Origin of the sequence: Xanthomonas sp. NCPPB 2586 (assembly GCF_041475775.2) — a bacterium.
GTDB classification, from domain to species: domain Bacteria; phylum Pseudomonadota; class Gammaproteobacteria; order Xanthomonadales; family Xanthomonadaceae; genus Xanthomonas; species Xanthomonas campestris.
This window is the reverse complement of record NZ_CM192981.1, coordinates 1,695,559-1,718,077: the sequence shown is the minus strand read 5'-3', so window position 1 is coordinate 1,718,077 and position 22,519 is coordinate 1,695,559. Positions and strand designations below refer to the sequence as shown.

The 22,519-nt window shown below is 66.5% G+C and carries 19 protein-coding genes; 3 read left to right on the top strand and 16 right to left on the bottom strand.

Annotated elements, in window-relative coordinates:
- Positions 1–218: 218 nt before the first annotated feature.
- Entirely contained in the window at positions 219–1,130 is a 912-nt protein-coding gene (locus ACCQ09_RS07245; RefSeq protein ID WP_228428403.1) for an AraC family transcriptional regulator, read from the top strand.
- Between the two features lie 211 nt (positions 1,131–1,341).
- Here ACCQ09_RS07245 and ACCQ09_RS07240 read toward each other — a convergent pair whose 3' ends face one another.
- Positions 1,342–1,815 carry a (R)-mandelonitrile lyase gene (locus ACCQ09_RS07240; RefSeq protein WP_050912132.1) on the bottom strand — a complete coding sequence of 158 codons (474 nt, stop codon included), beginning with the start codon at positions 1,813–1,815 and terminating at the stop codon, positions 1,342–1,344.
- 181 nt (positions 1,816–1,996) lie between these two features.
- On the opposite strand from ACCQ09_RS07240, the gene ACCQ09_RS07235 reads away from it, so the two are divergent.
- Positions 1,997–2,896 (top strand): LysR family transcriptional regulator, encoded by a 900-nt coding sequence (locus ACCQ09_RS07235; protein WP_162808590.1) that lies wholly within the window; start codon positions 1,997–1,999, stop codon positions 2,894–2,896.
- 741 nt (positions 2,897–3,637) lie between these two features.
- Here the strand turns inward: ACCQ09_RS07235 and ACCQ09_RS07230 are convergent.
- From ACCQ09_RS07230 to ACCQ09_RS07210, 5 genes are all read right to left on the bottom strand, one after another.
- On the bottom strand, positions 3,638–4,621 hold the full coding sequence (locus ACCQ09_RS07230; RefSeq protein WP_012437855.1) for an aldo/keto reductase: 984 nt from the start codon (positions 4,619–4,621) through the stop codon (positions 3,638–3,640).
- Positions 4,622–4,892: 271 nt separating this feature from the next.
- Positions 4,893–5,582, bottom strand: a complete 690-nt coding sequence (locus ACCQ09_RS07225) for a TetR/AcrR family transcriptional regulator (protein WP_029628904.1) — start codon at positions 5,580–5,582, stop codon at positions 4,893–4,895.
- A gap of 25 nt (positions 5,583–5,607) precedes the next feature.
- Positions 5,608–7,101: an efflux transporter outer membrane subunit gene (locus ACCQ09_RS07220; RefSeq protein ID WP_040940973.1), complete on the bottom strand. Its 1,494-nt coding sequence runs from the start codon at positions 7,099–7,101 to the stop codon at positions 5,608–5,610.
- Between the two features lies 1 nt (position 7,102).
- The gene (locus ACCQ09_RS07215) at positions 7,103–10,237 is read right to left on the bottom strand and encodes an efflux RND transporter permease subunit (RefSeq protein ID WP_040940972.1); all 3,135 of its coding nucleotides are present in this window, start codon (positions 10,235–10,237) and stop codon (positions 7,103–7,105) included.
- Positions 10,238–10,252: 15 nt separating this feature from the next.
- Positions 10,253–11,452 carry an efflux RND transporter periplasmic adaptor subunit gene (locus ACCQ09_RS07210; RefSeq protein ID WP_011037813.1) on the bottom strand — a complete coding sequence of 400 codons (1,200 nt, stop codon included), beginning with the start codon at positions 11,450–11,452 and terminating at the stop codon, positions 10,253–10,255.
- A 130-nt stretch (positions 11,453–11,582) separates the two neighbouring features.
- Between ACCQ09_RS07210 and ACCQ09_RS07205 the strand changes: the two genes are divergently transcribed.
- On the top strand, positions 11,583–12,200 hold the full coding sequence (locus ACCQ09_RS07205) for a TetR/AcrR family transcriptional regulator (protein WP_040940971.1): 618 nt from the start codon (positions 11,583–11,585) through the stop codon (positions 12,198–12,200).
- A gap of 652 nt (positions 12,201–12,852) precedes the next feature.
- On the opposite strand, the gene ACCQ09_RS07200 is transcribed toward ACCQ09_RS07205, so the two are convergent.
- The 10 genes from ACCQ09_RS07200 to creB all read right to left on the bottom strand — a co-directional run bounded on the left by ACCQ09_RS07200 (position 12,853) and on the right by creB (position 22,433).
- Positions 12,853–13,371 (bottom strand): transcriptional repressor, encoded by a 519-nt coding sequence (locus tag ACCQ09_RS07200; protein ID WP_011037815.1) that lies wholly within the window; start codon positions 13,369–13,371, stop codon positions 12,853–12,855.
- A gap of 13 nt (positions 13,372–13,384) precedes the next feature.
- Entirely contained in the window at positions 13,385–14,788 is a 1,404-nt protein-coding gene (gene gltX / locus ACCQ09_RS07195; protein WP_012437848.1) for a glutamate--tRNA ligase, read from the bottom strand.
- A gap of 69 nt (positions 14,789–14,857) precedes the next feature.
- Complete coding sequence (locus ACCQ09_RS07190; protein WP_228427973.1) at positions 14,858–15,949, bottom strand: DUF3616 domain-containing protein; 1,092 nt, start codon at positions 15,947–15,949, stop codon at positions 14,858–14,860.
- 136 nt (positions 15,950–16,085) lie between these two features.
- A complete protein-coding gene (locus ACCQ09_RS07185; RefSeq protein WP_011037818.1) occupies positions 16,086–16,970 on the bottom strand; it encodes a carbon-nitrogen hydrolase family protein in 885 nt (294 codons plus the stop codon).
- 59 nt (positions 16,971–17,029) lie between these two features.
- Entirely contained in the window at positions 17,030–17,626 is a 597-nt protein-coding gene (locus ACCQ09_RS07180; RefSeq protein ID WP_012437846.1) for a GNAT family N-acetyltransferase, read from the bottom strand.
- A 34-nt stretch (positions 17,627–17,660) separates the two neighbouring features.
- Positions 17,661–17,993: a hypothetical protein gene (locus ACCQ09_RS07175; protein WP_228427974.1), complete on the bottom strand. Its 333-nt coding sequence runs from the start codon at positions 17,991–17,993 to the stop codon at positions 17,661–17,663.
- An 85-nt stretch (positions 17,994–18,078) separates the two neighbouring features.
- On the bottom strand, positions 18,079–18,489 hold the full coding sequence (locus ACCQ09_RS07170; RefSeq protein ID WP_012437844.1) for a hypothetical protein: 411 nt from the start codon (positions 18,487–18,489) through the stop codon (positions 18,079–18,081).
- 7 nt (positions 18,490–18,496) lie between these two features.
- Positions 18,497–19,816: a cell envelope integrity protein CreD gene (gene creD, locus ACCQ09_RS07165; protein ID WP_228427978.1), complete on the bottom strand. Its 1,320-nt coding sequence runs from the start codon at positions 19,814–19,816 to the stop codon at positions 18,497–18,499.
- 103 nt (positions 19,817–19,919) lie between these two features.
- Positions 19,920–21,368 carry a two-component system sensor histidine kinase CreC gene (gene creC / locus ACCQ09_RS07160; protein ID WP_040940968.1) on the bottom strand — a complete coding sequence of 483 codons (1,449 nt, stop codon included), beginning with the start codon at positions 21,366–21,368 and terminating at the stop codon, positions 19,920–19,922.
- 357 nt (positions 21,369–21,725) lie between these two features.
- On the bottom strand, positions 21,726–22,433 hold the full coding sequence (gene creB / locus ACCQ09_RS07155; protein WP_197708532.1) for a two-component system response regulator CreB: 708 nt from the start codon (positions 22,431–22,433) through the stop codon (positions 21,726–21,728).
- Between the last annotated feature and the right edge of the window lie 86 nt (positions 22,434–22,519).

Sequence of the window (22,519 nt, the reverse complement as noted above, 5' to 3'; positions counted from 1 at the left end):
GGACGGGCACCAGGGATGCGCCGCATGATACGGGCTGCGTTTGAGCGCGCGATCAGTGCTGTACGCCGCGTGCACTGCCGCTTGGCTGCGGTTGCCAGGTCCGGCAGACCGCACTACGCAGGGTAGCAATACCCGCCGCTGCTGCGCGCCTAACACCCGCTCTTGTACGATCGCGCCACCGCGGCGCGGCCGCACAGCATCCCGCACGAGCGTTCCACATGGCCTTTTCCATCGCCCATCTGATCGACGTGCTGCAACGTCATGCACCGACCGATGGCACCTTCAGCACCGCCGTGCCCGGCCTGCGGCTGATGCGCTGCTCCGCGCCCACCTACTCCATCCCCACGGTGTACACGCCCACCCTGTGCCTGGTCGCCCAAGGGCACAAGCAGGCCATGCTCGGCACCACCGCGTATCACTACCATCCGGCGATGTATCTGGTGGCCTCTGTGGACCTGCCGATCATCGGCTCGGTGATCGAAGCGAGCCCGGCCCATCCGTATCTGTGTTTTTGCCTGGATCTGGACGTGGCCGTGCTCAGCGACCTTGCGATCCGTTACCCGGCCCTGGCCGAGCAGGCTGGCGACACGCCAGCGTCCGGACTGTTGCTCAATCGCAGCACGCCGGAGTTGCACGACGCCGCCTTGCGGCTGGCGCGCCTGCTCGACCAGCCGCGCGACATCGACGCGCTGGCGCCGCTGGTACTGCGCGAATTGCTGTACCGGCTGATGGCCGAACCGGGCAATGCCATCGTGCGCCAGATGGCCATTGCCGACAGCCGCCTCAACCAGATTTCCAGGGCCATTGCCTGGCTGCGTGCGCACTACGCGGAGCGTTTCAGCATCGAGCAGATCGCTGATCTGTCGGCAATGAGCCGCTCCACCTTCCACACCCATTTCAAGGCAGTCACCTCGATGACGCCGCTGGAATTTCGCTCGCACCTACGCGTGCAGGAAGCACGCCGGCTGATGGTGGCCGAGGCACTCAGTGCCGCCGACGCCGGTTTCCGTGTCGGCTACGAAAGCGCATCGCAGTTCAGTCGCGACTACGCCCGCATCCTCGGCACGCCGCCCGCACGCGATGCACAACAATTGCGTGCCAGCCGGCAGGACGCGATCGAAGTGGCGTGACGGCGTGGGCCGCCTCGACAGCGGCCGGTGGGCGTGGTGCACGCGCGCAGTGATCACTCACCAACACGGCGTGACGCAACACTCTGGTGTGTGCGGCTGCCAGCTGAGCGCGCGCGCAGCGATCTGCCACTGAACAACGCAGCGTTGCGCGGCACTCTGGTGCGTGCGGCCGCTTGCATGCACCAAAGCAAGTCGCCGCCAGCACACCTGCTTAGTCGCCCTGATACTGCGCGTCGCTGACCTGCTCCAGCCAGGTCACCGGCGAGCTATCCACCGCCTCGGCGATGGCGATATGGCTCATTGCCACCGTTGCGTTGGCGCCATGCCAGTGCTTGACGCCCGGCGGAATCCACACGATGTCGCCCGGGCGGATCTCCTGCGCCGGCTTGCCCCACTCCTGCACGCGCCCGGCACCGGCGGTAACGATGAGCGTCTGGCCCAGCGGATGGGTATGCCAGGCAGTGCGCGCACCCGGCTCGAAGGTCACCGTGGCGCCGCCCACGCGTGCGGGCGCATCGGTCTGGAATGGCGCATCGATGCGCACGGTGCCGGTGAAATAGCTCGCCGGGCCGGCGGCAGAGGCAGCGCTGCCGGCTTTGGTGACCTTGATCGGTGCGTGCTCGTCGGCACCGGGGCCGGCGGCGGCCATCATCGACAAGGAGATGGCGGTGGCAAACAGGCTCATTGACGTGCTCCTCGCTACAAAGTGCAGCCACTGTAGCGCGCAGGTGCGGCGCAACTGCCCACCTGGGGCCGCATGCTCCTAGAAACACAGCGCATCAATCCGTTTTGATTGAAGCCGGGAGGCGCCATCGCGCATGATGCAGCGGCATGGATTTCATGTTTGATGTGTGGTGCTGGCAAGCATGGCTCGAGAAAACCTCAATGACCTGCAGGAGTTTGTCACCGTGGCACGCGAAGGCAGCTTCACCCGCGCCGCAGCGCAGCTGGGAGTCTCGCAATCGGCGCTGAGCCATACCGTGCGTGCGCTGGAAACCCGGCTGGGGATTCGCCTGCTCACCCGCACCACGCGCAGCGTGTCGATGACCGAAGCGGGCATGCGTTTGTTCGACACGGTGGCGCCACGGCTTGAGGAGATCGACCAGGAGTTGTCGGCACTGACTGCGTTCCGCGACAAGCCTGCCGGCACCATCCGCATCACCACCGCCGGCCACGCCGCCGATGCCTATCTGTGGCCGGCATTGTCGAAGGTGCTACCCGACTACCCCGACCTCAAGGTGGAGATCACCGTCGATTACGGCCTGGCCGACATCGTGGCCGAGCGCTACGACATCGGCATCCGGCTCGGCGACCAGGTGGCCAAGGACATGATCGCGGTGCCGATCAGCCCGCGCCAGCGCATGGCGGTGGTGGCGGCGCCCAGCTACTTCGTGCATCACACCATTCCCGCAGTGCCGGCCGAGCTGGCGCAGCACAACTGCATCGGCTTGCGCCTGCCCACGCATGGCGGCCTGCTGCCGTGGGATTTCGAAAAAGACGGACGCGAGCAGAAAGTGCGCGTGGACGGGCAATGGACGTTCAACGGCAGCAGCGCCATGTTGCGCGCGGCACTGGCCGGCGCGGGCCTGGCCTTCCTGCCGGAAACCATGGTGCTGGACCACATCGCCGCCGGCCGCCTGCGCCGCGTGCTGGACGACTGGTGCGACCCGTTCGATGGCTATTACGCCTATTACCCAAGCCGGCGCCAGTCTTCCGCCGCGCTCAAGGTGGTGATCGACGCGCTGCGCCATGACCTGGTGCGGTAGCGCACCGTAGGAGCGCGCTTGCGCGCGGTGGGGCTTTATCGGTAACGCCACATCGCGCGCGAGCGCGCTCCTACGGGACCTGCAGTACTGCCGCTGGGTTGCGTTGCATTGCGTTGGGAAGCATGTGTGCCCATCGACCACAACTGTTCGAGGCGGTGACCTGTATTCCCCCATGTGGAAACGAGACAGCAACGTTCCCGACTTCACGGAGCTTGGTAGGAGCGCGCTTGCGCGCGATGAAGCGTTATCGGTACCGCCCCATCGCGCGCAAGCGCGCTCCTACGGGACATGCAGTATTGCGACTGGGTTGCGTTGCGTTGGGAAGCATGCGTTTGCCATCGAGCACGACTGTTCGAGGCTGCGACCTGTGTTCCCCATGTGGAAACGAGACAGCATCGCTCCCGACTTCACCAAGCTTGGTAGGAGCGCGATTGCGCGCGATGGGGCGTTATCGGTAACGCCACATCGCGCGCGAGCGCGCTCCTACGGGACCTGCAGTACTGCCGCTATGTCGCGTTGCATTGCGTTGGGAAGCATGTGTGCCCATCGACCACAACTGTTCGCGGCGGTGACCTGTGTTCCCCCATGTGGAAACGAGACAGCACCGTCCACGACTTCACCAAGCTTGGTAGGAGCGCGCTTGCGCGCGATGAAGCGTTATCGGTACCGCCACATCGCGCGCGAGCGCGTTCCTACGACACATCTCTTGCAGATACCGTCACTGCGGCTACACCGCCGTGCTCACTTCCCCACCAGCTTCTGCCGCTCCGGGCTGTAGCGCTCACCGACAATCTCCACCGCATCGAGTGCCTGTTGAATACGGGCCAGCTCGTCGCTGCTCAAGACGAGCGCAGCGCCGCCGATGTTTTCGTCCAGGCGATGCCGCTTGGTGGTGCCAGGAATCGGCACGATCCAGGGCTTGCGCGACAACAGCCAGGCCAGCGCCACCTGTGCCGGCGTCGCGCCCTTGTCGTCCGCAATGGCTTGCAGGCGATGCACCAGCGCCTGATTGGCACGGCGCGCCTCCGCGGCAAAGCGCGGCACGCTGTTACGGAAGTCGCTCTGGTCGAATTGCGTGTCGGGCTGGATCGCGCCCGTCAGAAATCCCTTGCCGAGCGGACTGAACGGCACGAAGCCAATCCCCAGTTCTTCCAGCGTGGGCAGCACGCTGGCTTCCGGTTCGCGCCACCACAGCGAGTATTCGCTTTGCACCGCGGCCACCGGTTGCACCGCATGCGCGCGGCGGATGGTGTCCGCGCTGGCTTCGGACAGGCCGAAATGGCCCACCTTGCCTTCGGCGATCAAATCCTTGACCGTGCCGGCCACTTCCTCGATCGGCACCGCGGGATCCACGCGGTGCTGATAGAACAGATCGATACGCTCGCGCTTCAACCGCAGCAGGCTGGCCTCGGCCACTGCGCGGATACGCGCGGGCCGGCTGTCCAGACCGGCATCGGCATGTCCATCGCGAAAGCCGAACTTGGTGGCAACCACCACCTGCGCGCCGTACGGCGCAAGCGCCTCACCCAGCAATTCCTCATTGGCGATCGGCCCGTACGCCTCTGCGGTGTCGAACAAGGTCACGCCCTGCTCCACCGCGGCGTGCAGCAGTGCCACCGCCTGTTTGCGCTCGGTGGCCGGCCCGTAGCCGTAGCTCAACCCCATGCAGCCCAGGCCAAGTGCGGAGACCCGCAGCCCGCTGCGCCCTAGTGTGCGTGTATGCATCGTGTGCTCCTGCGGCAGCGCCGCGTCGATCGATGGCGTCCCACGTGAGGTGGCAGCGCCGAGCGCACACGTTAGCCGCCAAGGCCGGGTGGATTGCAGTGCGCGGCGCGCACACGGTGATGAGTGCGCATCATCAATGCCGGCCCGCGTGGCGTTCGCTCATGCCCTGCGGCGGCACCGCGTTGCTCGCCAGCGCACACGCGGATTGGACGGCACCAAGCGCACACGTCAGCCGGCATACCGCGCGGAGTGCAGCGCACGGCGCGCATGCTCATGAATGTGCGTCGTCACTCTCCGCGCGCGATGCCGGCGCGCGCGGCGTTCGCCTGCCGGTCGCTGCGGGCGCCGCTGGCACCGGGCGATACGCGCGCAAGAACGCTGCCACCGCGCCATCGATGTAGCGCTGCGCTGGGGCTGCATCCGGTGGCATGCCAGGCGCTGGCACCTCGGTCGGCACTGCCGTGATCAGCCCGAAGAACTGCACCGAGGCGTCGGGCAGGTTGTCGATGACCAAGGCGCCCTGCGCCACTTCGCGTGCCAGCAGCGCACGCATCGTGCTGTCGTAGCGTTCGAAGCACAGCGTCCACATTTCTTCGCGGATCTGGCTGGGCAGCGACGGCGGCCGCACCAGTCCGTAGGCGGCATCCTGCCGCGCCGCATTGGTCCAGACCTGCAGCAGCACACTGGCAACCGCCGCCAAGCGTTGCGCCACCGGCCCGGGCAACGTCAGCAGACCATCCCAGCGATTGGACGCCGCATGCGCCATCGCTTCCAACGTGGTGCGGAACAGCACCTCCTTGGACGCGAAGTACGCATACACCGTCGCCTTGGACACGCCCGCGTCTTCGGCGATGCGGTCCATGCTGGTGCGCTCGAAGCCCTGCTGCGTAAACAACTGCTGCGCGGCCGCCAGGATCGCGCCACGCTTGGCATGCGGCACGCGCCGGGCCGGCGCCGGCAAGGCCGGGCCTTGCGCCGAGGCCGTGTCAGCCACGGGGCGGCGCCGTGTCCGCGGCCGCCACGTCCGGCCCATCGGCCTGCAGCCAGCCGCCGCCCATCGCCTTGTAGAACGTCACCAGGTTGGTGATGCGCGACAACTGCGTGGTGATCAAGGTCTGCTGCGCGCCATACAGCGAGCGCTGCGCATCCAGCGCCTGCAGATAGCTGTCGATCCCGCGTTCGAAGCGCGCCTGCGACAACCGGTAACTGTCTGCGGTGGCATCCACCAGGGCCTGCTGTGCCTGCAGCTGGCGGCCCAGGGTGTCGCGCTGCGCGAGCGCATCGGACACCTCGCGGAACGCGGTCTGGATCGACTTTTCGTAGCGGGCCACTTCGATGTCGCGGTTGGCCTTGGCCATGTCCAGATTGGCGCGGTTACGCCCGGCATTGAACAGCGGCAAGGTCAGCTGCGGCACGAAACTCCAGGCCCGCGTGCCCGACTCAAACAATCCGGACAAGCTGCTGCTGGACGAGCCCAGCGTGGCGGTGAGGCTGATGCTGGGAAAGAACGCCGCGCGCGCCGCGCCGATGTTGGCATTGGCCGCGCGCAGGTTGCGCTCGGCCTCCAGGATGTCCGGGCGACGCTGCAACAGCTGCGACGGCACGCCCGCCGGCACGGCGGCCAGCACATTGCCTTCCACGCTTGCGCCATCGGGCAACGCGCGTGGCAACAGACTCTCCGGCAATTGGGTGCCGACCAGCAGCACCAACGCGTTGCGGTCCTGCGCCACCTGCGCGGTGTAACGCTCCACATCCACACGCGCGCTTTCCACGGTGGTCTGTGCCTGCCGCAAGGTGAGCTGCGAGGCCACGCCCAACTCGAAACTGCGCTGCTGCAAGCGGTAGCTGTCGCTTTGGCTGGTCAGGGTGGACTGCGCCAGCTGCAGCAACTCCTGGTCGGCGGCCAGGGTGAGATACGCGCTGGCCACATCGGCGACCAGGCTGATGTGGGTGCTGCGGCGGGCTTCGGCAGTGGAGAGAAATTGCTGCAGCGCCTGTTCCTTCAGGCTGCGCACGCGCCCGAACAAATCCAGCTCGTAGGCGCTCACGCCCACGTTGGCGCTGTAGGTGCGGAACACCGGCGGCTGCCCGGGCACCGCCAGTTCGCTCGGCGTGCGCGCGTTATTGGCAGTGCCGGTGGCATCCACACCCGGCACCAGCGCTGCGCGCTCCACCCGGTATTGCGCGCGTGCCACTTCGATATTGAGCGCTGCCACACGCAGGTCGCGGTTATTGTCCAGCGCCAGCTGGATCACCTGTTGCAGCGCCGGGTCGGTGAACACCTCCCGCCAGCCGATATCGGCGATGACGGGAGTTTCTGCGCTCGCTGCCGCTTCGCTGGCAGCGGTCGCCGCCGCGGTGGCGCCGGCGAACTGCGCCGGCACCGGTGCGTCGGGCCGCGCATAACGCGGCATCAGCGTGCAGCCAGACAACACGCTGGTCACCGCGAGTGCGGCAAGCGTCATTCGGATCGGTGTCATGTCAGTGCCCTGCATGTTGCGGAACGGAGGCATCAGGCTGCGCGCGGCGTTCGAACAGCCCACGCACCAGTACGAAGAACAACGGCACGAAGAAGATGGCCAGCACCGTGCCGGAGATCATGCCGCCGATCACCGCAGTGCCCAGCGCGTGCTGCGCGCCGGCGCCCGCGCCACTGGTCAGCACCAGCGGCACCACACCCAGGATGAAGGCCAGCGATGTCATCAGAATCGGCCGCAAGCGCATGCGCGCCGCTTCCAACGCCGCCACCACCAGGCTCTTCCCGCCTTCGTGCAATTCCTTGGCGAACTCCACGATCAGGATCGCGTTCTTCGAGGCCAGGCCAATGGTGGTGAGCAGGCCCACCTGGAAGTACACATCGTTCATTTTCCAGGTCAGCACGGCGGCCACCAGCGTGCCGAACACGCCCAACGGCACCACCAGAATCACCGAGAACGGAATCGACCAGCTCTCATACAGCGCGGCCAGACACAGGAACACGATCAGGATCGACAACCCGTACAACAACCCGGTCTGCCCGGTCGAGGCTTTTTCCTGTCGCGACAACCCGGTCCACTCGAAGCCAATGCCGGCCGGCAACTTGGCCGCTGCCGCCTCCACGATCTGCATCGCCTGGCCGCTGGACGCCGCACCTGGCAGCGCCATGCCCAGAATCTCCACCGACGGCAGGCTGTTGTAGCGCTCCAGACGTGGCGAGCCCTGTGTCCAGCGTGCAGTGGCGAAGGCGTTGAACGGCACCATCGTGCCGGCGCTGTTGCGCACGAACCAGCGGTCGATGTCCTGCGGGTTCATGCGGTACGGCGCATCGGCCTGCAGCATCACTTTCTTGACGCGGCCCTTGTCGATGAAGTCGTTGACATAGGTACTGCCCCACGCGCTGGAGAAAGTGTTGTTGATGTCGGCAATCGACACCCCCATCGCTTCGGCCTTGTGCGGGTCGATCTCCAGCTTGAACTCGGGCGTGTCTTCCTGCCCGTTGGGGCGCACCGCCACCAGCCGCTTGTCCTGCGAAAGCTCGGCCAGCAACTGGTTGCGTGCCTGCATCAGCGCGGCATGCCCCAGGTTGGCGCGGTCCTGCAGCATCAGATCGAAGCCGGTGGCGTTGCCCAGCTCCGACACGGCCGGCGGCGCCACCGCAAACACCTGCGCATCGCGCAAGGTGGCGAAGAACGCGCCCGCCTTGGCCGCCACATCGGTCACGCTCTGGCCCTTGCCGGTGCGCTCGTCCCATGGCCGCAGCTTGACGAAGGCAAAGCCCACGTTCTGCCCGGTACCGGCGAAGCTGAAACCAGAGACCGCAAAGATGCCGGCCACCGAGTCCTTCTGGTCGACCAGGAAGTGATGTTCCACCTGCTTGAGCACCGCACCAGTACGTGCATCGGTGGCACCGGGCGGCAACTGCACCAGCACGAACAAGGTGCCCTGGTCTTCGTCCGGCAAGAAGCCCACCGGCGTTTTCATGAAGCCCACCACCACCAGCGCCACGATCACCACATACGCAATCATGTAGCGCCAGCCCTTGCCGAGCATGTGCCGCACCACGCCTTGGTAACGGCCATTGCTGCGGTCGAACACCCGGTTGAACCAGCCGAAGAACCCGGTGGTGGCCATGCCATGACCGGGCTTGAGCAAGGTGGCGCACAGCGCCGGCGTCAGCACCATTGCCACCAGCACCGACAAGGTCATCGCAGAGACAATCGTGATCGAGAACTGCCGGTAGATCACACCGGTGGAACCGCCGAAAAACGCCATCGGCACGAACACCGCGGCCAGCACCAAGGCCACGCCCACCAGTGCGCCGGTGATCTGGTCCATCGATTTGCGCGTGGCCTCCTTGGGCGAGAGCTGTTCTTCGGCCATCACCCGCTCGACGTTTTCCACCACCACGATGGCGTCATCCACCAGCAAGCCGATCGCCAGCACCATCGCGAACATGGTCAGCGTATTGATGGTGAAGCCGAACACCGCCAGCACGCCAAAGGTGCCCAGCAGTACTACCGGCACGGCGATGGTGGGAATCAGCGTGGCGCGGAAGTTCTGCAGGAACAGGTACATCACCAAAAACACCAGCACCACCGCTTCGACCAGCGTATGCACCACCTGCTCGATGGAGATACGCACGAACGGTGTGGTGTCGTAGGGCTTTTGCACCTTCATGCCGGGCGGGAAGAACTTCTCCTGCTCTTCCAGGCTCTTGTCGATGGCGCGCACGGTATCCAGCGCGTTTGCTCCGGTGGCCAGCTTGATCGCCAGGCCCGCGGCCGGCTTGCCGTTGTAGCGGCCCACCGTGTTGTAGCTCTCGCTGCCCAGCTCGATGCGCGCCACATCGCGCAGGCGCACCTGCGAACCGTCGGTGCGGGTACGCAGCAAAATGTTCTCGAACTCTTCGGCTGTCTTGAGCCGCGTCTGCGCGGTAATGGTGGCATTGAGCTGCTGATTGGGCACCGCCGGCAACGCACCGAGTTGGCCGGCCGACACCTGCGCGTTTTGCGCCTGGATCGCGGTGCGCACATCCACCGGGGTGAGATTGAAGTTGTTGAGCTTGTCCGGATCCAGCCAGATGCGCATCGAATACTGCGAACCGAACAACGTGGTGTCACCCACGCCCTGCACGCGGCTGATGGTTTCCTGCACGTTGGCGGCAACGTAATCGGACAGATCCGAATCGCTCATGCTGCCGTCTTCGGAGGTGAAGGCCAGCACGTTGAGGAAGTTGGTGGCCGACTTGGTGACCGTGACGCCCTGCTGCTGCACTTCTTGCGGCAACAACGCGGTGGCCAGCGACAACTTGTTCTGCACCTGCACCTGCGCGGTGTCCGGGTCGGTGCCGTTTTCGAAGGTCAGCGTAATGGTCACCGCACCGCTGGATTCGCTGGTGGAGGCCATGTAGCTGAGGTTGTCCAGGCCCTTCATCTTCTGCTCGATGACCTGGGTGACGGTGTCTTCCAGGGTCTGCGCAGATGCGCCGGGATAGTTGGCGGTGATCGCCACGGCGGGCGGCGCGATGCTGGGGTATTGCGCGATCGGCAAGGTGGCGATGGACAGGATGCCGGCCAGCATCACGATGATGGCCAGCACCCAGGCGAAGATCGGGCGGTCGATGAAGAAGCGTGCCATGAGCTGGAGTCCGCCTTAGTTGGCCGCACGCGGTGCGGCTGGGGCGGAGGGGCTGCCGGCAACGGATGCCGACGTCGGTTGCCACGGCACGGTCTTGACCTGGACACCGTCGCGGGCGCGCGACAGGCCATCCACCACCAGTTGGTCACCGGTCTTCAGGCCACTGCGCACCAGCCACTGGTCGCCCACCGCACGGTCGGTCTCCAGCACACGCAGCTGCAATTTGTTGTCGGCACCGACCACGAAGGCGGTTGGCTTGCCGGCGCCATTGCGCGTCACTGCCTGTTGCGGCACCAGCACGCCCTGCGCCTTGACGCCTTCCTGCAGCACCGCGCGCACGTACATGCCCGGCAGCAGATCGGCATCCGGGTTGGGGAACACCGCACGCAGGCTGATCGAGCCGGTGTTCTGGTCCACGGTGACATCGGAGAACGCCAGCCGGCCCTGCAGCGGATAGGTGCTGCCGTCTTCCAGCACCAGGCTCACCTGCGCGGCACCGTCGCCGGCACGCGCCAGATCGCCACGGGCCATCGCCTTCTTAAGCCGCAGCACGGCGGCGCTGGGCTGGGTCACGTCCACGTAGATCGGGTCCAGTTGCTGGATGGTGGTCAATGCCGTGGCCTGGTTGGCGGTGACCAGCGCGCCGGGCGTCACGCTGGAGCGGCCGATCCGGCCGGAGATCGGCGCATCCATGCGGGCGAACGCCAGATTGATGCGCGCGGTCTCCACGCTGGCCTTGCCGGCCGCCACATCCGCTTCGGCCTGGCCGAGCGTGGCGGCGGTGTCGTCGCCCTCCTGCTGGCTGATCGCCTTGATCTGCACCAGCTCCTTGTAGCGGTCGGCCTTGAGCCGTGCGGTGCGCAGGTTGGCCTGCGCCTTGGCCAGGGTGGCCTGGGCGCTGGCGTAGCTGGCGCGGTAGGTGGCCGGGTCGATCTGGTACAGGGTCTGCCCTGCCTTCACGTCGCCGCCTTCGGTGAACTGCCGTGTCTGCACGATGCCGCCCACCTGGGGCCGCACTTCGGCGATCAGGTACGGCACGGTGCGGCCGGGCAACTGGGTGGTAAGGGTGACCGGCTGCGGCCGGACGGTGATGACGCCCACCACCGGCGTGCCCTGCTGCGGGGGCGGCCCGCCCGGCGGGCTACCGCAGGCGCTGATCAGGACGGAGGCGGCAACGGCGAGGAGCGGCAGGCGAAGCGAAGGGACAGGACGCACGGGGAAGGTCTCCGGGAAAACCGCGATGGATAAATCTAAACGGTACGGTTCGGTATCCTAATAAGATCATCCGTGGGCGTCAAGCATTTCTGCCCAGTTGGTATACTTAAGCGCCCCTAGGAGCACCGCGATGCGGGTCAGAACCGAAGAAAAGCGCGACACCATCGTTCAGGCGGCCAGCGAGGTCTTCCTTGAGCTGGGCTTCGAAGGCGCGTCGATGTCGCAGATCGCCGCCCGTGTCGGCGGCTCAAAGCGCACGCTGTACGGCTATTTCGGCTCGAAGGAAGAGCTGTTTGTGGCGGTGGCCAAGGACATGTCCGACCGCTATTTCGATCCGCTACTGGATGCACTTTCGCGGAGCAGCGGCCCCATTGCCGACGCCCTGCAGCGCTTCGGAGAGGACGTCCTCACCTTCCTGTGCGCACCGCCCAATATCACCAGTTGGCAGACCATCATCGGGGTATCCGGCAGATCAGACGTCGGCGCGCTGTTTTTCAGCGCAGGTCAAGAAGAAGGCCTGAAGCGCTTCGCCGAATACCTGCAGACACAGGTGGACTGCGGCCAGCTCCGTTGCGACGACACCATGCTTGCCGCCCAACAGTTCGCCGCCCTAGTCGAAGCCGAAACCCTGATGCCCTGCCTGTTCGGCGCACTCAAGAACCCATCGCCGGAGTATCTGCGCGACGCTACCCGGCGCGCGGTGGACCTGTTTCTGGTGGGGTATGCGTGTAAGCCGGCGGCGGCTTGAGTGTGGTTGCGGATGCGGGGAGGTGGTGTGGTGACTGACGTGCTGCGCTGATGAGCGACTTGGCAGGTTTTGGAACGCCCGACGATTGACGTGCGCTGGGCGGCATTACCTGATCGAGCGCATCAACGACGGGCGGGGTCCGAGTTAGATGTGCACACTCTTGGGTGCGTCATGCGCGCGCGTGAACGACGCGGCGTGCGGGCAAACAGCGCAAACAGTTTCGAGCAAACCGCGCGTGTTGGCGGTGTCTCACATGAGCTGAAAAAGGCGGCGCCGCACGCGACGCTCAATGCAATGCCATGTGTGCTGCTGGCAGAGCGTCGCTGCATTGCTGACGCACTACCGGATGCGGTCGTTCTGGAACGAACGGCTGTGCGCTGCAACATTGGCGCGCTACGTGGCAAGCCTTGTCGCGGCCAAGGCCGCTCCTACGAGGAGCTCGCATTCCCTGCGGTAAGTGAGTGGCGGCGCGTGACGTGTTTGCGAGTGAGTCCGCGCTATACGTACGAGCACCGAAATAACATCGGGAACGCCCCATCGCGGCCGAGGCCGCTCCTACGGTGAATCGCGATTGTTTAGCGTCTTGCGCGGGGCGATTAACCCGAGCCGCTCGCGTGCTAGGAGACGGGAGCAGCGGCGCGATTCACACCACTCAACCCGCTGCCGCGCACTTGGCGCACAGGCCGTGCACTTCCAGTGTCTGTGCCTGCGGTTGGAAGCCTAGCGCCTTGGCGCGGGCTTCCAGTTGCGAGACCACATCGCGGTCTTCCAGTTCCACCGCGCTATGGCAGCGGTCGCAGATCAGAAACGGCACCGAGTGCTGGGCGCTGTTGGGGTGATGGCAGGCCACGAAGGCATTGACCGATTCGAGCTTGTGCACGAAGCCATTGGCCATCAAAAAATCCAGCGCGCGGTACACCGTCGGCGGGGCGTCGGCGCCCACGCCCTTGCCTTCGCGCACCCAGTCCAGCAGCTCGTAGGCCTTGACCGGTTTGCCGGCATCGGCGATCAGCCGCAGTACGTTGGCGCGGATCGGGGTGAGCCGCAGGCCGCGTTCGCTGCAGGCGCGCTCCACCGCACGTACGAAGCTGTTGGCATCGTCCACGTGATGATGCGGGGCCGTGCAGGCGTGTTCCTGGTCGTGCGTTTGGGTGTGCGTGTGCTTGGTCATACAGGCTCCGGCGTCAGGCCGCTCCAATCTTGATGAGTGCCGCATCGATGCGTTTCAAGGCACCCTCGCGCCCGGCCAGGTACACCGTCTGCGAAATGTCCGGGCTGACCTGGGTGCCGGTGATGGCCACCCGCAGCGGCTGGGCCACCTTGCCCATGCCCAGTTCCAGCGCCGCGGCAGCGGCATGCAGCGCCGCCGATACGTTCTCCACGCTCCACTCGTTCAGCGCAGCGAGCATCTCGCGCGCCTTGCCCAGCGGCACTTCCGCGCCCAGTTTCAGGTGCTTGATCACCGCGGCTTCGTCGTAGGTTTCCAGCGGCTGGTACCAGACCACGGCTTTTTCGGCCATTTCCTTGAGCGTCTGCACGCGCTCGCGCAGCGCCACCACCACATCGGCAGCGGCCGGGCCGGCGGCCACATCAATGCCCAGCTTGCGGAGCTGGTATTCCAGCTGCGGCGCGATGCTGGCCGGGTCGTCGGTCTTCAAGTAATGCTGATTCACCCAGCCGAGCTTGGCCATGTCCAGGCGCGCGGCCTTGGAATTGACGTCCTTGACGTCGAACAGGTCCAGCAACTCCTGCTGGCTGAACAGCTCCTGGTCGCCATGCGACCAACCCAGGCGGGCCAGGTAATTGATCAGCGCATGCGGCAGGTAGCCGGCGTCCTTGTACTGCATGACATCGGCCGCGCCAGTGCGCTTGGAGAGCTTGGCGCCCTGCTCGTCCAGGATCATCGGCATGTGCGCGAACTTGGGTACCGGTGCGCCCAGCGCTTCGTAGATGTTGATCTGGCGCGGGGTGTTGTTGATGTGGTCGTCGCCGCGGATCACCTCGGTGATGCCCATGTCCCAGTCGTCCACCACCACCGCGAAGTTGTAGGTGGGATAGCCATCCGGGCGGAAGATCACCATGTCGTCGAGCTCGCTGTTGGCGATCTCGATGCGGCCCTTGATCAGGTCGTCGAACACCACCGTGCCCGCGAGCGGGTTCTTGAAGCGGATCACCCGGTTCGGGTCGTCGCGATACGGCAGCTGCTGCTCGCGCGCGGCGCCGTTGTAGCGCGGCTTTTCCTGCTTGGCCATTGCGGCCTCGCGCATCGCGTCGAGCTCCTCACGGGTCTCGTAGGCGTAGTAGGCCTTGCCCTGCGCCAGCAGCTGCTCGGCCACCTCCTGGTAACGGGCGATGCGCTGGGTCTGGTAGATCGGGCCTTCGTCATAGCCCAGGCCCAGCCACTCCATGGCTTCCAGGATGGCGTCGATGGCGGCCTGGGTGCTGCGCTCACGGTCGGTGTCTTCGATGCGCAGCACGAACTGCCCGCCGCGGTGACGTGCCTCCAGCCAGCAGTACAGGGCGGTGCGTGCGCCGCCGATGTGCAGGTAACCGGTGGGGCTGGGGGCAAAACGGGTGCGGCAGGTCATGGAGCGCTCGGCGGAACGGGAGTGGCCCGATTTTACCTTGCGCAGCCGTGCCCTGCCCGGCCCGCCCGCTCAGGTGTTGCGCAGCAGGTCGCCGTAGACCACGCAATCGCCGCCGCTGCGCTTGGCGCCGGGGGCGTCGTAGAGCACCAGCCAGCTTGGCGTGTTGCCGGCCAACTGGCGCGGCAGGTTGCAGATGGCTTCGGCGCGGTCGCTGTCTTCGCCGTGCGGCAGCACCACCGACTTGAGCAGCTCGCGCTGGAAGCGCACCGGCGCCTGGTTGGCGGCCAGCACGCTGCGCGCATCCGGCCACTTGAACAGGCGGATCTCGCCATTGAGCACCATGCTGGGCCCGGCCAGCAGATACAGGTCGTCACCGGAATAGTGCAGGTCACGCACGCCCAGCCCGCCCAGTTGCAGGAAGTGCTTGCGCAGCAGCGTGCCCTCTTCATCCAGCGGGGCAAGGCGCAGATGATCGCCATGTGCTTCCACCTGGATCTCCAGCAGCGCCGACCACCCACGCAACACCGGGCCACGCAGGCCCAGTAGCAGGCGCTGGCCGTCCACCACGATGCCTTCGATGTCGAAGCCGTTGTCCTTGCCGGGAATCTTCAAAAACGGCCCGAAATGCGGGTCGTCTTCCAGCAGCGCGGTGAGCTGGTTGTGCTTGGCGTCGCCCTTGAGCCGCAGCGCGCGGCGGCCGTCGGCGGATTCGCGCACCAGCGTGGGCGTGCCATCGGCAGCGCGCTCGATCGGCAGGCAGGCCAGCAGGCGGCGGTTGGCATCGAGCTTGAGCTTGGTCAGCCGCTTGGCATTTTCGGCATCGTCGCGGCCAGGCTTGGCGTTCTTGCGCTTGAGCCCATGCGAGCCGATCACCCACAAAAAGCCGTCGGAAAGTGCCAGGCCTTCCAGGTCGGCTTCCTCGGCTGCTTCGCCGGGCAGATCCAGCAACTCCGCCAGCGGAAAGCTCTGGCCTTCGCCAAAGCGCAGCGTCTCGCGCTGCAGCGGGGCGAGCGTGCGCAGGCGGTCCACCGCACAGGCTTCATCGCCGGCCACCCACAGCCAATCGTCGGTGAAGGCAGCGCCGGAAAGATTGCTGTGCACCAGCGCGCCAGGCGCAAATTCCAGGCGGACGCTATGCGGGATCAAGGTTTTCTTGGACATGGGTGACCTGGTCGGTGGCGGGCGGGAGTTGCCAGGCGGCTGACTCCCACGGGCGCGTGGCCGGTGGCGCGGCGCGCATGGGAAGCGCTACGCATCCACCGGCCGGCAGCGCCCGGGGGCTATCGGTCGTCTTGGATCAATCGAACCCAACCAGCTTCGCACGCGTCACGTGAGCAGCCAATTGACCGGGCCAATCGCGGTCATTGGCCACCTGGGCCTGCGCACGGCTGCCCGCGAACGCGTCAAAATCCAGCTCCGCATACGCCCACACCTGCGCGCCCTGGGTCTGCGCCAGCACGCCATCGGCCGGAAAGCCCACATCCATCGGCGCGAACACCGCAGCCTCGCCGGTATTGACGTCCAGCGCCGGGCTCCACGGCGCCTCACCGGCGGTGACCGACTGCGCAACGAACACGCGGTTTTCCAGCGCACGCGCCAGGCAACCCACGCGCACGCGCATCGCACCGGCGGCAGTGTCGGTGCAGCTGGGCACGATCAGCAAACGCGCACCGGCCTCGTACTGCGCGCGCACCGGCAACGGGAATTCGCTGTCGTAGCAGATGGCGATCGCCGCACGCACGCCATCCAGCTCGAACACCTTCAGCGCATCGCCTGGGTCGATCACGCCGGTGGCCTTTTCGAACCCGGTGAGCTGCAACTTGTCCTGCCAGCCATGCGTGCCGTCGGGGGTGAACCAATCGCTGCGGTTGCGGTAACGGCCGCTGCCAACCTCCAACAGGAAACTGCCGGCGATCAAATGCACCGCATGCTGTCGGGCCAGCCCGGCGAACAACGCCATCCACTGCGGGCGCAGCGCCTGGATCGCTGCCAGCGACTCCGGCAAACCGGCCGAAATCTGCGTACCGAACGTGGCGCCCAGCTCCAGCGACAGATATTCCGGCAGCACCAGCACGCGTGCACCGGCTGCCGCGGCCTCGCCCACCAACGCTGTCTGGCCTGCAGCGAAGGCAGCGAAATCGGCCGGCTTGCCGATCGGGTATTTGGCAACGGCAATCTTCATCGGGTGAGCGTCCTGCGATGCGTACGTGGGGTGGGTGATGCGGAGGTGGCGCAGCAGCCTTACGCCTGCAGCGCGCGCGTCCACACCTCCAAACTGTGGTCGATCTCCCCGTGTTGCAACTCCGCCCACTCCAGCCGCACCTGCATGCCGGGCTGCGGCGCATAGCCGCGCTTGCGCCAGAACGCATCGTTGGGCCGGTAATCGGCCGGGCGGCGCGTGTCGTGCGGGTCGCGCTGGACCGAGCAGAACGCGGTCAGGGCAAACCGCCCAAGCGCACGCGCGTGTGCTTCGCGCTGGTCGAAAAAAGCGTGCCCGATGCCCTGCCCGCGATAGTCCGGCAGCAGCACCGATTCGCCGAAATAAAACACGCTGGCCGGGTCGATGCCTGCCGCGCGGAACGGCGCATGGAAGGCCGCGCTATCGTCCAGCAAAGGCAGGCCGGTGGAGGCGCCGATCACCGCATCGCCATCGCGCGCCAGCACGAACACACTGTCTGGCGAGGCCGCATAGGCGGCCAGGTAGTCGCGCTCGTAGGCGGGGTCGCCGTCGTAGAGATACGGCCAGGCGCGGAAGACCACACTGCGCAGCCGCGCCAGGTCGTCCAGAAACGGCGTGATGGCGCTGCCGCGCAGTGCCTTGATGGTGGGAGTAGGCATGGGTGCATTCTAGCCATGGCTGCAGCGCGTGCGCTCAGCCGGCCGTGCCGGCTCCACGCGCGGCCTGCCACGCCAGCATGCGCCGGCCCAACAGCCCCAGGGGCGCTGCCAGGAGGCACGCGGCGTCCGCGGCCAACTGCAGGCAAATCGCAGCTTCCACCGCCACTGCCGACGCGAACGCATCCTGCCCGGCGCCGGGCTGCAGCATCAAGGTGCCGAACAACAACACCGGCAAGAGCACGCAGACGCAGGCGACGCACCCACCGAACACCCGCCAGCTGGCGCTGGCCACCAACGCCAGCGTCAACACCGCAACCACAAAGATCACTACGGCCGCCCAGATCACCGCAGGCGTCCTGTGACGCATGCGCCACCGCACTGTAAGCGGGCGACACGGTGCGCTGCCTGCTGCAGCCGCGCGTAACAGACAACTCGCCTGCAAACCGCGCCGCTCATCGCAGCCAGCTCCGTGTGCAGGCCGCAGCGGCGGACTGCTGCCACAGCAACCAAACGGCCGCATCTTCCACCGCCAACAGCGCGCCGAGTAATGCATCGCTACTGCGGGCCCAGTAGCTGCCGTTGCTCAGCCGCTGCCATGGCAGGTACTGGCGCAGTGGCGGCCGTGGCGCAGCGCACTGCAGCTGCTGTAGTGCGTTGGCGCCATCGCGGCGCACATCCTCGGCGGTGCGGGCGTGCAGCGCCATGCCGATCCATCCACGCCGCCCCGCTGCAGGCAGCGGCAAGGCGGACAGCGGCGAGCATTCCCATTGGTGGGGCGGCGCTGCGGACAGCAGCGCCACCGTTTCGATCCCGGCGGGCAGCAACCGCTGCGCCCGCCGGTGTAGCTGAGAGCGCATCAGCATGCCGACCTCAGCGCAGGCTGTTGCCAAGCTCGTACCAATCGAGCTTGCGGGTTACCCACATGATGCAGGCCAGGATGCCGAACAGCAGCAACGATCCCATCAGCAACGCGTTGTCTTCGGAGATCAGCAAGCTGTAAAGCACCCCGTACAGCGCAGTGAGCATCACCGAAAACCCGCCGGCCCGCGCCCAGCTGCGCAACACACCAGACAGGTACACGCACTGCAGCCCAATACACGCCACCGCCGAGACCAGGTACGCCTGCCAGAAGGCGATGCGCTCGGACAGGCTGAGCAGCAGCAGGAAGAAAATCGCCAGCGCCAGGCCCACCAGCAGGTATTGCACCGGGTGGATCGGCAGCCGCTTGATCAGCTCGAACAACACAAACGCCACGAAGGTCAGCACCACGAACAGGATGCCGTACTTGCTGGCGCGATCGGCCTGGGTATACACGTCCACCGGGTCGACCAGCCGCACTTCCAGCATGTCCAGCGCGCTCGCATCCGACTGCAGCTGCGTCTGTGCGCCGGTGGCCAGCGCCGACAACGACCAGGTGGCATCGAAGCCCTTCGGCCCGATGCTCGGCGCATTCGGCAGGAACTGCCCACCGAAGGACGGATGCTGCCAACCCGAGCGCAGCGCGATGTCGTTGGTGTCGCCGATCGGCGCGATCGCCAGCCGGCGCGTGCCATCCAGCACGAACTGCATGTCCACCACATTGCCGTCCTGCAGCGTCCCGGCAGTTGCATCGCTCACCGGCTTGAGCGCGGCATGGATGCCCGAGGTCCGCCCGGCCAGCGTGCCTGCACCGCCTTCCAGCGTCAGCGCCCGGCCATCCACGCGCAGGCTGGGCGTGCCCACCAGCCCACGCACATCGGAAATGCCCACCGTCAGATACGGTTGGCCATACACGCGGGTAGGCGCGGCGGCGTACTCGAACGGGTAGTATTCGGCGTGCAGCGTTGCCTTCCACGAATACACCTGCACGCGGTAGATCCCCACCTCGCGCACCGAGGGCACCATCTCGCCGCTGATCTTGAGCGCGCGCGGCGTCTGCAGCAGCGCCCCCCCCTGCGCGCGCCACACCTTGCGCTGGTTGCCCTGCTCGTCCGGCTCGTTCACCTGCACCTGCTCGGTATAGGGCAGCACACGCACCGGCGCGATGAATTGCTGCTCGCCGGCCTTGCTTTTGGACACCCGCTCCACCGCCTCGTCGCGGTAGCGCGCGCGGTCCTGCACCGCGCCGCGGATCAACAACAACGGGATCAGCAACAGCAGGATCAACCCACCAACGGTGGCGAAGCGCAACAGCAGTTTCAGGGATTTCATCGACCATCCTCAGTCTGGGAGGTGGTCAGGGTGAGCGCCCTCGGTGTCCAGGGTTTGAGGCGAATTTGAAGCGAATGTGAAGTGGGCGGCGTTGCGGTGCAGATCAGCCTGTGGGCAATCGCAAGGTGGCGATCGCACCGCCACCGTCGCGATTGCGCAGGCGCACGTCGCCGCCGTGCAGGCGGGCCACCTCACGCACGAACGGCAAGCCCAGGCCGGAACTGCGTTGCCCGGTCTGCGGGCGCGCCAGCGAATAGAACCGCTCGAACACGCGTTCGATCGCGTAATCGGGCACGCCACTGCCGCGGTCTTCGACCAACAGCTGCACCTGCCCGTCCTCCCGCTGCGTGCGCAGCTGCACGGTGCCGCCGTCCGGCGAGAAGGCGATGGCGTTTTCCAGCAGGTTGATCACGGCCTGCCGCAGCAGGAAGGCATCGCCGAGCACGGTCTGGTCGCTGGCGGCCATGCTTGCCGCATCGAGCTCCACCAGCACGCCGGCGCCAGCGGCGCGCAGCAATACCGCGTCCACCGCAGCGTGCAACACGCCAGGCACGGCCACGCGCGCACGGGTCTGCAGCCAGCCGTGTTGTTCGACCTCGGCCAGGGCGAGCAGCTTGTCGATGGTTTCAGTCAGGCGCTGCTCCTGGGCGCGGATGCTGGCCACAAAATGCTGGCGGTCGGCCTCCGGCAATGGCTCGGTCAACAGCTCCGAGGCGCCACGAATGGCCGCCAGCGGGCTTTTCATCTCGTGCGTCAGCGATTGCACGTAGTGCTCGACGTAGGCCTTGCCCTCCAGCTTGCGGCGCATGGTTTCCAGCGCCTGGCCCAGGTCGCCGATTTCATCGCCGCGCGGCTTGGGCGGCGGCACCGGGATGCCCGCGCTCACCGCCTGCGCGTAGCGATTCAACCGGCCGATGCCGCGCATCAGCCACCAGGTCATGCCGATGCCGATCAATGCGGAAATGCCGATCAACCAGGCGCCCCGTTGCAGGATGTTGCGCTGGCTGGCTTCGATGAAGGGGTCGATGCTGCGGTTAGGCTGCGCCAGCGTGAGCACGCCGATCAGTGTGCCCGGTGCGTCAGGCGCATAGATCGGTGCGGCCACATGCATCACCGTGGCGCCGGGGGTGCCATCCAGCTCCGGACTGGAGCGCGCGCCGTATTCGCCGCGCAAGGTGCGGTAGACATCGTTCCAGCGCGAGTTGTCGCGGCCGACGTCGCGACCCAGCGAATCGAACACCACCACACCACGCGCATCGGTCACGGTGACGCGGTAATCCACGTTGTTCTTGCGGAAGCGCCACACCCAGGCCTTGGGGTCGCGCTGCTGGGCCTGTGCAAGGTGGCGCGCAAAGCGGCCGGTGGCAATCTGCCCGGCCGCGAGCTCGGGGCTGGCCATCTCGGCCAGCACGTTGGCCGCATCCACCAGCGTGGATTCCATCGCCTGGCGCACGCCCGGCTTGACCTCGTTGACGAACACCCGCATCACGAAGAACGCGGCCAGCCCGACGATCAGAAAAAACCCGAGAAACAGCTTGAGTCCGAGCCGCATGTCAGCACCGAATCCCGTTGGCCGCGCACGCAGGTGTGTGGTCGTTGGTCGACCACCGCGTGGTCAAGTAGCCGTCAGCAGCCGACGCATTTGGCATGGATGCGGCCAGCGCCGTTTGCGTCTGTGCCAGGAGCGACGAACGCAAGGTGGGCGTGCATAGGGATCGCGCAATTGCGGCACTGCGGGGGCACGCAACGTCGATCTCCTCCGCACGCGCCTGATGATGGCCGACGCAAGACAGCGCGAACACATCGCGCCCGCCCGCCAGGCCGTTCACTTCTGTCAGCCCACGCCGACCACGCAAACCAGCACGCTCGACCACCCCGACCGCCGGCTTCTGAAACACGGCACCCATCCTCAGACCTCCAGTGCGTAGCCAAGGCCACGGTGGGTGCGGATCGGGTCGGCCGGCACGCCGGCCTGGCGCAGTTTGGCGCGCAGCGTCTTGATGTGGGTGTCCACGGTGCGGTCGGCGCTGTCGGCGCTGGCATCCCAGCCGCGGTCCATCAGCTGGGTGCGGCTGAGGATGGCGCCGGGCCGTTGCAGCAGCGCGGCCAGCAGCGCGTATTCGTAGCGCGTCAGCGGCAACAGCGTCTCGCCGTAGCGGATGCGGCTGCCGTCGCGATCAATCGCGAACGCGCCGTGCGGCTGCCAGCCCGGTTCGGCCTGGGCCACGGCCACGCTGCGCCGGCGCAGCCGTGCGCGCACCCGCGCCACCAGCTCGCGCGGCGAAAACGGCTTGGCCATGTAGTCGTCGGCACCGAGTTCCAGGCCCAGCACGCGGTCGATCTCGTCGTTGCGTGCGGTCAGGAAGATCACCGGCACTTCGCTGAAACCACGCAGCGTGCGGCAGACCTCGAAGCCGTTGATATCCGGCAGGCCCACGTCCAGCACCACCAGGTCAGCGGGATCGTTGCGCAGCCGCTCCAGCGCCTCGCGCCCCAACAGGCAGTGCTCGGGCACGTAGCCCTCGCTGCGCAAGGCGTACAGCACGGTGTCGGCAATGGCGGTTTCGTCCTCGACGACAAGGACACGGGTGGGGGTCTCGGACATGGCGCGCAGCATAGCCGCATGCCGGCGCGGCCAATAGCACGCGGGCCACCGTGCACGTCCGCTGCGGGCAATCATCGACCACACCACGCTGGCTGCAC